At 32.6% G+C, this 16,540-nt stretch carries 3 protein-coding genes and 8 pseudogenes; 6 read left to right on the forward strand and 5 right to left on the reverse strand.

The window, feature by feature from the left end; genetic code table 11:
• Positions 1-10: 10 nt before the first annotated feature.
• A complete protein-coding gene (locus AC0L5U_RS16135) occupies positions 11-1,261 on the reverse strand; it encodes an aspartate kinase (protein WP_473417496.1) in 1,251 nt (416 codons plus the stop codon).
• Between the two features lies 1 nt (position 1,262).
• Positions 1,263-1,741: pseudogene (locus AC0L5U_RS16140) on the reverse strand (GNAT family N-acetyltransferase).
• Between the two features lie 122 nt (positions 1,742-1,863).
• Here AC0L5U_RS16140 and fbp point away from each other — a divergent pair.
• Positions 1,864-2,896: pseudogene (gene fbp, locus AC0L5U_RS16145) on the forward strand (class 1 fructose-bisphosphatase).
• Between the two features lie 63 nt (positions 2,897-2,959).
• Here fbp and AC0L5U_RS16150 read toward each other — a convergent pair.
• Together AC0L5U_RS16150 and gltB are read right to left on the reverse strand one after the other, a co-directional pair.
• A pseudogene (locus AC0L5U_RS16150) lies at positions 2,960-4,420 on the reverse strand (glutamate synthase subunit beta); the annotation flags it as partial.
• A gap of 4 nt (positions 4,421-4,424) precedes the next feature.
• Positions 4,425-8,938, reverse strand: a pseudogene (gltB, locus tag AC0L5U_RS16155) (glutamate synthase large subunit).
• Between the two features lie 461 nt (positions 8,939-9,399).
• On the opposite strand from gltB, the pseudogene AC0L5U_RS16160 reads away from it, so the two are divergent.
• The 5 genes and pseudogenes from AC0L5U_RS16160 (at position 9,400) to AC0L5U_RS16180 (ending at position 13,574) form a co-directional block, all read left to right on the forward strand.
• A pseudogene (locus tag AC0L5U_RS16160) lies at positions 9,400-10,453 on the forward strand (outer membrane beta-barrel protein).
• Positions 10,454-10,530: 77 nt separating this feature from the next.
• Positions 10,531-10,870, forward strand: a pseudogene (locus AC0L5U_RS16165) (P-II family nitrogen regulator).
• A gap of 28 nt (positions 10,871-10,898) precedes the next feature.
• Positions 10,899-12,129: pseudogene (locus tag AC0L5U_RS16170) on the forward strand (ammonium transporter).
• A 175-nt stretch (positions 12,130-12,304) separates the two neighbouring features.
• The gene (locus AC0L5U_RS16175) at positions 12,305-12,634 is read left to right on the forward strand and encodes a P-II family nitrogen regulator (protein ID WP_473418316.1); all 330 of its coding nucleotides are present in this window, start codon (positions 12,305-12,307) and stop codon (positions 12,632-12,634) included.
• A gap of 313 nt (positions 12,635-12,947) precedes the next feature.
• The gene (locus AC0L5U_RS16180) at positions 12,948-13,574 is read left to right on the forward strand and encodes a HEPN domain-containing protein (RefSeq protein WP_473417497.1); all 627 of its coding nucleotides are present in this window, start codon (positions 12,948-12,950) and stop codon (positions 13,572-13,574) included.
• 91 nt (positions 13,575-13,665) lie between these two features.
• Here AC0L5U_RS16180 and AC0L5U_RS16185 read toward each other — a convergent pair.
• Positions 13,666-16,256: pseudogene (locus AC0L5U_RS16185) on the reverse strand (phosphoenolpyruvate carboxylase).
• Between the last annotated feature and the right edge of the window lie 284 nt (positions 16,257-16,540).

The following is a 16,540-nucleotide window of genomic DNA, read 5'->3' on the forward strand; positions in this document are numbered from 1 at the left end:
AATAAATAAACTATTTAGTTACCATTTGTACTGTTTGTTGTGTTAATTGTTTCAATAACAAAGTTTTGTCTTCTTCCAACGCTTTTAAAACAGTATTGTTATAATGTCTAATAGTGTAAAGCGAAACGTTTTTGTGACAAGTTACGCTAAATTTTGCTTTTAGGTGTTGCAACAATTTTTCTAAGTTATTGTATATATTATCTACACAAACAGAGAAGCTAATAGCGGAGTTTTGAATCACATCTACCTTCATTTTGTAAAGATGTAATAAGCTAAATATTTCACTAATATTTTCTTCAACGATAAATGAAAAATCAAGTGAAGACAATGAGATTAAAACTTGATTTTTTTTAACAATGAAACACGGAATATTTGGTTCTAAAGTAATGCCTTTACCAACTCTTGTTCCTGGTTTTTCTGGATTTAAAAACGACTTTACATAAAGCGGGATTTCTTTGCGCTGTAATGGTTGTAGTGTTTTAGGATGAATTACTGAAGCACCGTAAAACGTGAGTTCTATAGCTTCGGTATACGATATTTGATGTAACAATTGCGCGTTTTCAAAATACCTAGGATCTGCATTTAAAACACCAGGGACATCTTTCCAAATAGTAACATTTTCAGCATTTAAACAATAGGCATAAATGGCTGCAGTATAGTCACTTCCTTCGCGTCCTAAAGTTGTTGTAAAATTATTAGCATCACTTCCTATAAAACCTTGAGTGATGTTTAATCTGTTTTTATTAAAACTTAAAGCAATCTTTTGTTGTGTCGTTTTCCAGTTGACATTAGCACGTCTGTAATAATTATCTGTTTTTATGTGTTCTCTTGCATCAATCCAATTATTTTTTATGTTGATTTTTTCAAGATAAGCGCTAATTATTGAGGTTGAAGCTAATTCGCCATAACCTATGATTTGGTCGTAAACAAAATTGTAATCTGGCGATTTGTTTGAGCGTAAAAAATCATCTATTTCTCTGAATAAACTTGCGACTTTTTTAAATATTTGATGAGATTCATTATCAAATAAATCTAATAAAATACTGTTGTGATATTTAATTACATCTTGTAAAGCACTCTTTAACTCCGCTTTGTTTTCAAAGTAATTTTTTATTACAATTTCTAAAGCATTAGTTGTTTTACCCATTGCAGATACTACAATAAGTGTGTTTTTATAACCTATAGTTTGCAATACCTTGGCTAAGTTTTTTACACCGTCGGCATCTTTAACTGAAGCACCACCAAACTTAAATATTTGCATTTTATAATTTTGAAATATAATTTTTAATGCCTTCCTCGTTGAGTTGAACAACATCCCAATCACGCATTACGTTGGCTCCATTTTTTTTGTAGAATTCTATTGCTGGTTCATTCCAGTCCAATACCTCCCAGTTAATACGCTTTACACCTAATTGGTGTCCGTATTTAATAACTTCATCAAGTAATTTAGAACCTAGACCTTTACCTCTCATAGATTTGCTTACAATCAAATCTTCTAAATGAATAGCTCTTCCTTTCCAAGTAGAATATCTGTTATAAACTAATGCAATACCTTCAATTTTAGAATCTACCTCTGCTACAAAACAATGAAATTGTGGCTTGCTTCAAAACCGTCTTCTACTAAGTCTTTTACAGTCACTTCAACGGCATCAGGTTCTTTTTCAAAAACAGCTAGTTCTTTAATTAGACCTAGAACTTGATTCATGTCTTCTTTCTTAGCGTTTCTAATTGTTAAATTCATAATAATTTCTAATTGAATTCAAATATAGCTTAAAAGTCAATATTTTAATGTACGTATATCTAACGAAAACGTTGTAGTTTGTTAAATTTTATTGATATTTGCAATCGTAAACATTTACATTTATGGCTCATAAAAAACAAACTCTCGGAGAATTTATAATTGAAAATCAATCATCCTTCAAATATTCCTCTGGGGAATTATCCAGTCTTTTAAACTCCATACGTTTAGCAGCAAAAATAGTAAACCATGAAGTTAATAAAGCTGGATTAGTAGATATTATTGGTGCTGTTGGTGATACTAATATACAAGGTGAAGATCAACAAAAACTGGATGTATATGCTAATGATAAATTTATTCAAACACTAACAAGACGTGATATTATATGTGGTTTAGCTAGTGAAGAAGAAGATGATTTTATATCTATAAATAGTCAGGATGAAAATCATCAAAATAAATATGTGGTTCTAATTGATCCTTTAGATGGGTCTTCAAATATTGATGTTAACGTATCTGTGGGAACCATATTCTCTATTTATAGAAGAGTAACGCCTATAGGAACACCAGTTAGAATTGAAGATTTTTTGCAAAAGGGTAGTGCGCAAGTAGCCGCAGGTTATGTGGTTTATGGTACCTCTACTATGTTGGTTTATACAACAGGTGATGGTGTAAATGGCTTTACATTAAACCCAGCAATTGGTTCGTTTTATTTATCACATCCTGCAATGCAGTTTCCTGAGGATGGAAATATTTATTCAGTAAATGAGGGTAATTATATTCATTTTCCACAAGGGATTAAAAATTATATTAAATATTGTCAGTTAGAAGAAGGTGATAGACCTTATACTTCAAGATATATAGGTTCTTTGGTTTCGGATTTTCATAGAAACATGATTAAAGGCGGGATTTATTTGTATCCTCAAAGTTCTAAAAACCCTAACGGAAAGTTGCGTTTGTTGTATGAATGTAATCCAATGGCATTTTTGGCAGAACAAGCTAACGGCAAGTCAAGTGATGGTTTTACAAGAACTATGGATGTAGAGCCAACTGAACTTCATCAGCGTGTGCCGTTTATTTGCGGAAGTAAAAAATATGGTTGAAAAGGCTGAGGAGTTTATGCAGAATGCTGAAATAATAAAGGGTGTTATTTATCTTTAATAAAAAAAATGCGAACTTTTCAGTTCGCATTTTTTTTATTAAAATTTTATATACTTGAATTACTATAGCAACCAAATCACCAGTAACATCTTTTGATGGTAAATTAGATTTACCCATTAAGTATAAATCTACTTGTCTTGCGGCTTCTCTACCTTCAGAAATCGCCCAAACAATTAAGGATTGTCCGCGACGCATATCTCCAGCAGTGAATATGTTAGGAATGTTAGTTTGATATTTTCCATACTCAGCTTTGTAGTTAGAACGTGCATCCGTTTTAATGCCTAATTTATCAGCAAGTGTACTTTCTGGTCCTGTGAAACCTAGTGCTAATAAAGCTAAATCACAAGGCCATGTTTTTTCAGTACCCTCAATTTCGATTAATTGAGGACGTTGACCTGGAACCATTTTCCACTCAACATTAACCGTTTTTAAAGCTGTTAATTTTCCGTTTTTATCTTTTACAAATTCTTTTGTGTTGATTAACCAATTACGTTCAACACCTTCTTGATGAGAAGACGATGTTTTTAACTGTAATGGCCAAAAAGGCCAAGGTGTAGTTGGTGAACGATGTCCTGGTGGTTTCGGCATAATTTCAAAATTAACTACCGATTTTGCACCATGACGATTAGATGTTCCAATACAATCCGAACCCGTATCTCCACCACCAATAACGATTACGTTTTTATCAGTAGCCATCACTTGGTTTTCAACCTTCTTACCAAATAATACTTTAGTCTGTTGCGTTAAGAAATCCATAGCTTGTACAACACCATCAGCATCAATACCAGGTGTTGGTAAACTACGTCTTTCTGTTGCTCCACCACAAAGTACAACCGAATCAAATGCTTTTAAATCTTCAACATCATAATTAACACCAACGTTTACGTTAGTTTTAAATGTGATACCTTCAGCTTCTAGAATAGCAATACGACGGTCTATAATTTCTTTTTCCATTTTGAAATTAGGAATACCGTAACGTAATAATCCTCCAACTTCATCATCACGTTCAAAAACAGTTACTGTATGTCCAGCTCTGTTTAATTGTTGTGCAGCAGCTAAACCAGCAGGTCCAGAACCAACAACAGCAATAGTTTTTCCTGTTCTTGTTTTTGGTGGCTGTGGCTTAATCCAACCTTCTTTAAACGCACGCTCAACGATGTTTTTCTCTATATTTTCAATAGATACAGGATCTTCTATGATACCTAATACACACGATTTTTCACATGGTGCAGGGCATAAACGACCTGTAAACTCTGGAAAGTTATTTGTTGAATGTAGTATCCAAGAGGCTTTTTGCCACTCACCTTGATGTACCATGTGATTAAAATCAGGAATTAAGTTTCCTAACGGGCAACCACTATGGCAAAAAGGAATGCCACAGTCCATACAACGCGATCCTTGTTTTTCTAATTCTGGCTCACTAAGTGATACCGTAAATTCTTTATAATTTTTAACACGATCCTTTACAGGCTTGTAAGTCTCATCTTGTCTTTCAAATTCTTTAAATCCAGTTACTTTTCCCATGACACTATGCTGTTGTTAATTCTTCTACCATTTGTTCTTCAGTCTCTAAACGTTTTAATGCACGTTTATATTCAATAGGCATCACTTTCACAAAGTTTCCTAAACTAGCATCCCAATCTGCTAATAATTTTGAACCTAGACTACTGTTTGTATAAAGCACATGCTTTTCAATAGTTTGTTTTAAATCATTTGCATCTTCACTAGTGATGTCTTCAAATTCTATAGTTTCTGTATTGCACAATCCGTTTACAAATTTGTTTTCAGGATCATAAACATAAGCAATACCACCACTCATACCTGCAGCAAAATTTCTTCCTGTTTTACCAAGAACAACTACTTTTCCACCAGTCATATATTCACAACAATGGTCTCCAACACCTTCAACAACTGTTGTTGCTCCAGAGTTTCTTACTGCAAAACGTTCTCCTGCTATACCATTTATATAGGCTTCACCTGCAACGGCTCCAAATAAACATACATTACCAATTATAATGTTGTTTTCGGCAATAAAGTCTGCTTTAGCTGGTTTTAACAATCAATTTAGCGCCAGATAATCCTTTACCTAAATAATCGTTTGTGTTTCCTTCTAAAGTGAACGTTAGTCCGTGAGCTCCAAAAGCCCCAAAACTTTGTCCAGCAGAACCTGTGAAATTGATATTTAAAGTATCCTCAGGTAAACCTAAATGTCCGTAAATTTTAGAAATTTCATTACTAACTATAGCTCCTACTGTACGGTCTATATTGTTTATCGGATATTCTAAAGTCATTTTTTCTTTTCTATATAAAGCTCTATGAGAATCTTTTAATATAGTAAAGTCTAAAACGTTCTTTAAATTATGATCTTGTTGCTCTGTATTTCTAACAGTCAACTCTCTATATGCAGCAGGTCTGTGTAAAATACTTGATAAATCTAAACCTTTCGCTTTATAATGCTTAATCGCTTTATTAGCATTTATTTTATGTGTTTGACCTACCATTTCAGCTAACGTTCTAAACCCTAACTGCGCCATAATACCTCTTAATTCTTCAGCGATATAATAGAAGAAATTAATAACGTGTTCTGGTGTGCCTTTAAAGTTTTTACGTAACTCTTTATCTTGAGTTGCAATACCAACAGGACATGTATTTAAGTGACACTTACGCATCATAATACAACCTGAAGCTACTAAAGGGGCAGTTGCAAAACCAAATTCCTCAGCACCTAATAAAGCTGCAATAGCAACATCTCTACCTGTTTTTAACTGGCCATCACATTCTACAACAATTCTACTTCTTAAATTGTTTAAAACTAGTGTTTGTTGTGCTTCTGATAAACCTAGTTCCCAAGGTAAACCAGCATGTTTTAATGATGTTAACGGAGATGCTCCAGTTCCACCATCATATCCAGAAATTAATACCACATCGGCTTTTGCTTTTGCTACACCGGCAGCAATAGTTCCTACACCTACTTCTGATACTAATTTCACATTAATTCTAGCTTCACGATTTGCATTCTTTAAATCGTAAATCAATTGAGCTAAATCTTCAATTGAATAAATATCGTGATGCGGAGGTGGTGAAATCAACCCTACAAAAGGTGTTGAGTTACGTGCCGAAGCAATCCATGGTAGTACTTTTTCACCAGGTAATTGTCCGCCTTCTCCAGGTTTAGCACCTTGAGCCATTTTTATTTGGATTTCTCTCGCATTAGTTAAATAATGTGATGTAACTCCAAAACGACCAGAAGCAACTTGCTTTATTGCTGAATTACGGCTATCGCCATTAATATCTTTTTGAAAACGTTTTCTATCTTCTCCACCTTCACCAGAATTAGATTTTCCTCCAATTCTATTCATAGCAATCGCTAAGTTTTCATGTGCTTCACGAGATATAGACCCGTAAGACATGGCTCCAGTTTTAAACTTTTTAACAATCTCTGTCCAAGGTTCTACTTCTTCTAAGGGAATAGGGTCTAAGTTGTCAAATTCAAATAAACCACGAATGGTCATTAAGTTTTCAGATTGTTCGTTTATCGCTTTAGCATAAACATCATAACTAGCTTGATCACTTAATCGAACCGCTTGTTGTAATTTAGAAACTGTAGTTGGGTTAAACAAGTGGCGTTCTCCATTACGTCTCCATCTATAATCTCCACCAATATTTAAACCAAGTTTTTTATCTATACTATTGTCAGGATAAGCTTGTTTGTAACGTTGGTCAATTTCTTTTTCAATTTCATATAAACCAATACCTTCTATTCTTGAAGCGGTGTATGGGAAATATTTTTCTACAAATTGAGAATTGAAACCAACAATTTCGAAAATTTGAGAACCTCTGTACGAGTGTAGTGTAGAGATTCCAATTTTATTCATCACTTTTAAAATACCTTTTCCAATAGCTTTATTGAAATTATCAACAGCTTTTTGCTCATCCATGCCAGTAATGAAGCCTTCTTTAACTTGCATTCTGATAATTTCATTTACCATATAAGGATTTATTGCACTAGCGCCATATCCGAATAAAGTTGCAAAATGATGAGGTTCACGAGGTTCTGCAGATTCAATTATTATATCGAAAAAAGAACGCTTACGTAAACGATTCATTTCATGATTTACATAAGAACAAGCTAATAAAGCAGGAATAGGTGCAAACTCTTCATTTACTCCTCTATCTGAAAGAATGATAATGTTTGTTTTTCTTTCTAAAGCTTTTTCAATTTGAATGATAATGTCATCAAGAGCATCTTCCAAACCATTCATTCCTTGAGCTTTTGGATAAAGCATTTGAATGGTTTCAGCTTTAAAGCTTTCAACAGAGATACTTCTGATTTTTTCTAAATCGGCATTAGAAATTACAGGGTTTTGAATTTTTAATTTTCTACATTGTCTTTCTGTAATACTGAATATGTTTCTATCTTTTCCAAGATTTAAGCTAATATCTGTTACAATTTCCTCACGAATTCCATCCAAAGGAGGGTTTGTTACTTGAGCAAATAGTTGCTTAAAATAGTTTGAAATTAATTGAGGTCTATCAGATAAAACCGCTAATGGCGTATCTATACCCATAGAACCTAAAGCTTCTTTTCCAACTATTGCCATTGGTGTGATAACCTCTTGAATATCTTCAAAAGTGTAGTTGAATAAACGTTGACGCGTTTTGATATCAATAGTTTCAATTGGGCAAGTTTCGTTGTTATAAGGAATATCTTTTAAGTGTAACCTTGTTTTATCAAGCCATTCTTGGTATGGTCTTTCAGAAACAATTTTACTTTTTATTTCTTCATCTTGAATGATTCTACCTTCGTTCATATCAACCAAGAACATTTTTCCTGGTTCTAATCTACCGTGCTCTTTAACATCTTCTGGAGCAACTTCTACAACACCAATTTCAGATGACATAATAAGTTTTCCACTCTTAGTTACGGTATATCTAGAAGGTCTTAGACCATTTCTATCCAACAAAGCACCAATATAATCACCATCTGTAAAAGGCACAGAAGCAGGGCCATCCCATGGTTCCATGATGCTGGCGTTGTACTCGTAAAATGCTTTACGTTCATCAGACATGGTAGCATGCTTTTCCCAAGCTTCAGGAATCATCATCATCATGATTTCTGGAAGAGAACGTCCTGTATGTGTCAATAATTCAACAACCATATCCATAGAAGCTGAATCTGATTTTCCAGGTAGTATTATTGGGAATAATTTTTCTATTTGTGGTCCAAAAACATCACTTCTCATGATTTCTTCACGAACACGCATTCTACTTACGTTACCACGAAGCGTATTAATCTCTCCATTCTGGCACATATGGCGGAATGGTTGAGCTAATTCCCAAGTAGGCATAGTGTTTGTTGAGAACCTTTGGTGTACTAAAGCTAATCGAGTTACTAGGTCAATCTGTTGTAGGTCAGTATAATAAGGTCCGATATCTTCAGGCATTATAATACCTTTGTATATAATAGTAGTTGTTGACAAACTAGGTACATAAAAATAACCACTCTCAGAAATTTTAGATTCCCTGATAGCGTGTTCAGTTATTTTTCTAGCCGCATACAATTTAGCTTTAAAAGTAGCTTCATCTATAGCTTCTGTTTTGCCAATAAACAATTGTTCAATATTAGGTTCAGATGCTAATGCAATTTGTCCTAATTGAGAAGAGTCTACAGGAACTTGTCTCCATCCCAATACAGATAAGCCTTGAGTATTTACTTCGTCTTCAAAATGTTTTTTTGCAATAATTATATTGGTTTGAAGTTTTAGGTAAAAATACCATACCAACAGCATAAGCTCTTTGTTCAGGAATTTCAAAATTACAAACGCGTTTAAAATAGTCGTGAGGGATATCAATTAACAAACCAGCACCATCACCAGTTTTTCCATCAGCACTTACACCTCCACGGTGTTCTAATTTTACTAGAATTTCAAGGGCATCATGGATTATTTGATTTGATTTTTCACCATTTAGGTTGCAAATAAATCCAGCACCGCAGTTTTCATGTTCAAATTCTGGTAAATAAAGTCCTTGTTTCTTAATCATAATCAACAATAAATTAGTTTAAAAACTTGAGTTGAAAGGCTAAGATACGCGCTAGTTTTTGATTTACAATAGGGCATATTTATTATTTCGATTTTTTAATCTAAGTGAACTTAAAAATAGGTTTCATCAATAATAATCAAATATTTTAATAAATATTCAATCTATAATATATAGGTATAAATAGGAATCCGTGAAATAAAAACTAAGAAATATTGATTTTCTTAAAAAGAATAGCACTAAAAAGGCGTAAAACCTGACAATTATTCAAATTATCTAATTGTTAAAAATTCATAAAATCAAAAAGTAACATAATACCCTTAAAAAAATAGGGGTAAAACTAAAAAAATGATAAAAGTTAATCAAATACCCCCTTTTTTTAGGGGGAGACTTCTTTTTTAAATAGTTTAGCCCTGTCTAAAGGAAATAAACTTTAAAAATTAATAACCAAAATTTAAACAATTATGAAAAAATTATTTACCCTTACAATGCTTCTTTTTGCAACTGTATTATTTGCACAGGAAGAAGAGACTAAGCCATCATTTACTGTTAGTGGTAGTGTTGATGCTTATTATAGAGCTAATTTAACTGCTCCAAATGATGAAAACGCAATCGCGCCAGGTTCATCATTTGCACAATTACCTGGATTTGCTTTAGGTATGGCAAATGTAGTATTAGGTTACGAAGGCGAAAAAGCTGGTTTTGTTGCTGATTTAGTATTTGGTCCTAGAGGAGCTGATGCTGTATTCAACTCTCCACAAGCTGGCGCTTTTTACGCGTCTTCAAATATTGTTAACCAATTGTATGCTTATTGGAATGTAAGTGAGAGTGTAACATTAACATTAGGTAACTTTAATACCTTTTTAGGTTACGAAGTAATTTCTCCAACTGCAAACTTTAACTACAGTACATCTTATTTATTCTCTTATGGTCCTTTTAGCCATACAGGTATTAAAGCTGATATCGCATTATCTGATGATTTTAGCTTAATGCTAGGTGTAATGAATGATACTGATATTACTGAGTTTAATACAACAGGTGATTATGCATTTGGTGCACAATTAGGATATGCAGGTCAATATTTAAACTTCTTGTTAGATCCATCATTTACTGAAATTGATTTTACAGGTGGATTTGATTTGTCTGATGATTTCTTCTTTAGGAATTAACGCAGCATATTTAACTGTTGAAGATGATGGAGGTTCTTTTGCAGGTGTTGCTTTATATCCTCAATTAGCTACTTCTGATGCATTTACAATTGGATTAAGAGGAGAGTATTTTACAGAAAGCGATATGTTTGGAGCCATAGGAAATGGTGGTGGCCCAACTGCTTTTGATGCTAATGGAGATAACTCTGTATTTGCTGTTACTCTAACAGGTAGTTTAGAAGTTGATAACTTAACTATTAAGCCAGAAATTAGATTAGATAGCGCAAGCGAAGAGTCGTTTCTTGATAATGACTTAATGGGATCTAAAAGTCTAGGTTCTTTTGTTTTAGCTGCAATCTACTCGTTCTAACAAACATAAAAAGCACCTTCAAAAATTCTGAAGGTGCTTTTCTTAAATATTAACTAATCAATTAAACATATTTAAATATGAAAAAAGTTGAAGCAATAATAAGAAAGTCCAAGTATAGTGCTGTTAGAGATGCATTGCACAATGTTGGCGTAAACTTTTTCTCTTACTGGGATGTTACTGGTTTAGGGAATGAAAAAGAAGGTCATGTTTATAGAGGCGTGTCTTACAGTACGAAGTGATATTCAACGTAGACATTTATCTATAGTTGTAAATGATGATTTTGAAGAAATAACTGTTAAAACGCTTCTTGAAGCGGCAAGCACAGGTGAAGTTGGTGATGGTAAAATATTTGTATCAGACATCAATGAGTGTTATAGAATAAGAACAGGAGAAAAAGGTGGTGACACTTTAAAATAATAACATTAATAAAAAAACTTTTATAATTATGGAAGGATTATTTACAGCTAATAATGTATGGATGATGATCTGTACTGCTCTTGTTTTCTTTATGCACACAGGCTTTGCATTCTTAGAAATAGGATTAACAAGACAAAAAAATACAATTAATATTTTATTTAAAAATATATTCATTATTACAGTAGGGCTATTGCTTTACTATATTGGTGGGTTTAACTTAATGTACCCTGGTTTTGCAGAAGGTTCTGCAGGGTTTATTGATTTTGCAGGATTTGGAATTGCAGCTCCTGAAAACGGAATGACTACAGAATATGCTGATGGAGGTTACACATGGTGGACAGACTTTTTATTCCAAGGTATGTTTGCTGCAACTGCTGCAACTATAGTTTCTGGTGCTGTTGCTGAACGTATGAAAATTGGACCATTTATGATTTTTACAGTAATATACGTTGGATTAGTATATCCAATTGCTGGATCATGGAAATGGGGTGGCGGATTTTTAGACCAAATGGGATTCTATGATTTCGCAGGTTCTACTTTAGTACACTCTGTTGGTGGATGGGCAGCTTTAGTTGCTGTTTACTTATTAGGTTCTCGTATTGGGAAATTTAAAGAAGGAAAACCTCAAGCAATCCCTGGACACAGTATTCCATTGGCAACTGCTGGTGTATTAATACTTTGGTTAGGATGGTTTGGATTTAATGGAGGTTCTGTACTTTCTGCTGATCCAGAATTAACATCATTAACTTTAGTTACCACATGTTTAGCTGCAGCTGCAGGTGGTGTAGTTGCTGCATTTGTATCTTTCTTAAAGTATAAGAATTTAGATTTAACAATGTTCTTAAATGGTATATTAGGTGGTTTAGTAGGTATTACTGCTGGTGCTGATGTTATGACACCAGAAAGCGCTATTATAATTGGAGCTATTGCAGGTGCGCTTATAGTATTTGCTGTTTCATTTGTAGATGCTATTAAATTAGATGATCCTGTAGGAGCAATTGCAGTACACTTAATTTGTGGTATTTGGGGAACTTTAGCAGTTGGAATCTTTTCAACTAACTCAGAGCACACATTTTTAATTCAATTAACAGGTGTAGCATGTTATGCAGCGTTTTGTATAGTGTGTTCTTTCTTAATCATATTCACTCTTAAGAAAACAGTAGGAATTAGAGTTTCTGAAAGAGAAGAATTAGAAGGACTTTGATGCTCATGAGCACGGAATGGATGCTTATCCAGATTTCCGATTAAACGAGCATTAATAGTATATTAGTTTAGTTAGTTTGTTAAAAAGGATGTCTTGTTTTATACAAGGCATCCTTTTTTGTTATTTATGATGTAACACGTCTTGGCTTTAAAATATTTTTTACTTTTATAAAAGAAACTAAAACCATTTCAATGAAGATATGGTAAAAAAATAAAGTATCATGAAAGAAAATAGAAGCCATTATAAGAAAGTCTAAATATAAAGTAGTTAAAGAAGCGCTTCATCAAGTGGGTGTAAACTTTTTTTCCTATTGGGATGTTACTGGAATTGGAAATGAAAAGGAAGGGCATGTTTATAGAGGTGTTTCGTATAGCACAAGTGATATTCAACGTAGATACCTTTCTATTGTTGTAAACGATAATTTTGAAGATACCACAATTAAAGCCATTATTAGTTCTGCAGGCACAGGAGAGGTGGGTGATGGTAAAATTTTTGTTTCAGATATAAAAGAATGCTACAGAATAAGAACAGGTGAGAAAGGTGGAGATACTTTGAATTGATAGTTTACCTTATAACTAAGCTTCTTATTTGGGCGTTACCCGAAAAGGGTCGGGCTTTCACTACTCAATCCCTCCTTCGTCGGGGATTTCAAACATGCCGTTTAATCCCTAACGCAATTGTGTGCTAACTTGTGTTTTTAAAGTAAAGGCTGTTTTGTTTTTGGAGAGGTTAGTTCGATCTTTTATGTGCGAAAAATTACAAGTAGTAAGTATACAGAGATCTTTTGATTTAGTAACTTGTCTCAAAATCAAGAAAAAAATACTTATTATGATTTCTGAATGATTTTTTTAAAAACTTTAAACCTGAAATACTTTGAAGAAAAATGAATTGTTGAGCAAAGAAGAATTTTTAAAATTCTTAACAGATAATAGAAAGTTAATTAACTTACATACAATAGCCTCTGATGACTATATATCATATAGATGCTTATATTTAAATGAAATGCTTAACCAAGCATATGTGTTAGCTGAACAAGCAATTGAAAAACAATTAAAGCTTATTTTATTATCTATCAATCCAGAAGAAAATATCAGAAAATATAATAATCATAAAATTGAAAAATTAATTAATAGAATTCAATCATTATCGGATAAGGGGCTCAATAAATTTTTAATTTTAGCAATAAGACTTTCAGAGACATATGAAATGTTTAGATATCCAGATAATAAAATTGGTTCAATTAATTATTCATGGGGAGGAAATGAAATTGAAGAAATTGATGAATTTTTCTTTTACTTAATCGATATATCTCCATTGCCTGAGGAGGTTTTATTTAGAACAGGTTTAATGGTGTCAATTTTTGAGAACATGTTTATATCTCAACCGAAGTATTATGTAACTCATAGGAATATCTCTTATCGAAAAAGGCATAATAATTTAACGGCAAGATTTCATAAAGTTAGAATGCATTTTTATCCATCATTATATGCAATAAAATAGAGGTTTTTATTACTTGGTAAATTCGGTATATATAAAAAAAGCCTTTATTATAATAATGAAGGCTTTGATCTTTAAAATATGGATTATATACTTAAGCCGAGTTTCTACTAGCATTAATATTACCAAATAAAGAACGCGTTACAATTTTTTCGAAAATAAGTTTTTCTGGGTCATCATTAGGAACACCAGCTTTTTCAAGTTCTTGTATTTTCTTTAAGGCAAATTGTTGAATAGTTAATAATGGTAAAACAATGTTTTCTCTAACCTGTATAGAGGCTTTTCCTGCAGGTTCGTTTTCCATCAATTCAGTATATCCAGTAAGCTTTAAAAGTAAGCGTTTGGTGGTTTCGTACTCTTCAAAAATAATTTTCCAAAAGTCACCAAATTCCTCGTCTTTTGCCATGTATTTTGTTAAATCAAAAAATGATTTAGTTAATGACATCATACTGTTTTCTAATAATGTTTTAAAGAATTTAGAGTTATGGTAAAGCTGTTCTACTTTATCAAATTCTCCTGCATCTTCATACTTTTTCAAAGCTGTACCAACTCCATAAAAACCTGGAACATTCTGTTTTAACTGACTCCAAGAACCTACAAAAGGAATGGCTCTTAAATCTGAAAACACTAATTTATCCGAATTTCCTCTTTTAGAAGGACGACTACCAATATTTGTTTTGGCATAGTATTTTAAAGTACTCATGCGTTCCAAATAAGGGATAAACATGGCATGATTTTTAAAATCTTTATAAGTCTCGTAACTCGTTACTGCAAGATCATTCATCACAAATCTATCTTCATCAGATAATTTGTTCTTTTCGCCATCAATTCTATTCTTAATACCAGAACTTATCAATTGTTCTAAGTTGTATTGCGATGAGTTTAAAGTTCCAAAGTTAGAACTTACCGTTTGTCCTTGTATAGTTATCTGTACCTCTTTGTCTTCAATTGTAGGTCCTAAAGACGAATAGAAATTATGCGTTTTTCCACCACCTCTTGCTGGAGGTCCACCACGGCCATCAAAGAAAATTGCTGTAATATCGTATTTTCTAGACATTTCAGTTAGTAATTCTTTTGCTTTATAAATACCCCAGTTTGCCATTAAGTAGCCACCATCTTTTGTGCCATCAGAAAAACCAAGCATAATGTTTTGCTTGCTTCCTCTAGATCTTAAATGCGCCATGTATGCTGGGTTTTGGTACAATTGTTCCATAACAGCAGGAGCATCTTCTAAATCTGGAATAGTTTCAAATAGTGGTGCAACATCAACAGTAAGATTATCCTTAAAAGCCACCATTTTTAACATGGCGAATAATTGCATAACGTTCAACGCAGTCTGGTTATTACTTATTATGTATCTATTAGCACCACGCTCTCCGTTACTTTCCTGAATGTCTTTTATAATTGAAATGGTTTTTAGTGTATTTCTAACCATTTCGTCTTCAAAAACATCTAAATCATCTATATCATCATTAGCTTTAGAAAGAATTTCTACTTGCTCGCTTTCAGATAAATCATGATAATTATCTGGGAAAGAAGAATTACCTCTTTCTATTAAATGATCTATTACGGTTGTAAAAACCGAGTGATGTATTCTACTGTCTTGTCTGATGTCTAATGTAGCAAACCTAAAACCAAAAAGATGGACTCTGTTAATTAAGTTATTTATATCATTAACATAAAGTGATTGGTGTTGCTCAACTACCAAATCTCTAATACTTAATAACTCCTGTCTCAGCTCTTTGGCTGTAATTTTGTTTTTTGTTTTTAAATCAATACTGTATTCATAAAGTATAGTTTCAAGACGAATAATACGTTCTTCAACACCTCTAAATGTGAGTTTTCGTCTTAAATTCTTTAAATCTTGATAGTATTTTTTAAGAATAGATTTTTTAAGTTTTGCGGCAACTTTTAAAGTTGTTTTAGGCTTTACAAAAGGGTTTCCGTCTCTATCTCCACCTGGCCAAAATCCAATATTTATAATGTCATTGTGCTTCTTGCCATCAGCATAAATATTTGTTTGGATATAATTGTATATATCTCCAAAAGCTTCATAAAATACATTCTCCAAGTACCAAATTAAACTTTTAGCTTCGTCATATGGTGTTGGTTTTTTATGTTTGAAGAATGGTGTCTTTCCTAGTTGACCAAATAAATTATTAATTTCTGAAAGGTCGTTTTCTTCAATTGCCTTTGTTAAATCAGTAATAATACCAAGAACTGAACCTGGATAGAATTGAGTAGGGTGAGCTGTTAAAACAATACGCACTTTAAATTCTTCAAGATATTTTTTAGTTCTTCTATGTTTCCTTCGGAAGTAGCAGAACCTTTCAAGTTTCTTAATGTGCCAACGCCATCCATATTATTTACAGTAGAAAATGCAGCATCTTCAATGGCATCAAATAAAACCACCTGTCTTTCTATGTATTGTATAAATCTGAATAATAGATTTATTTGACTTTGTTTGTTTCTACGCGCTTGGTATTTTGTGAAAAAAGTTTCTACAATAGTTGTAGGGTCATCACCTTTTTTAAATCCTTTTTCACAGGTTTCGTGAAATAAAGGCAATAAAACGCCTGTTTTTGTAACCGCATCAAAAGGTAAGGTCATAAATATACTGTTGTATATTTGATATTTTGACATAACAGTTTGATTGAATCTCGTTAACTTTGGTTCTACAGACATAATTTAGTTTAAGTAAAAATTAGCCATAAAAATACTAAAGGTTTGCTGAACCACCCAGACGATTTAAAGTTTTGTCAATTTTTGCTATTTATGGAATTTTAGTTAAGAATAATTAAATAAAAAAGCAACTAAGTGTGTTTCTCGATAATTATTTCATTCTCTAAAAGCCGGGTTTTTTATCAATAGTAAATAGGCTGTCCTATTTTTTTAGAGAAATTCAATACTTAGAGTATGATTTATATCATATTCTAGTACTTATACTAATAATATCTTTGCCGATTAAT

Source organism: Jejuia sp. G7-7 (assembly GCF_055808955.1).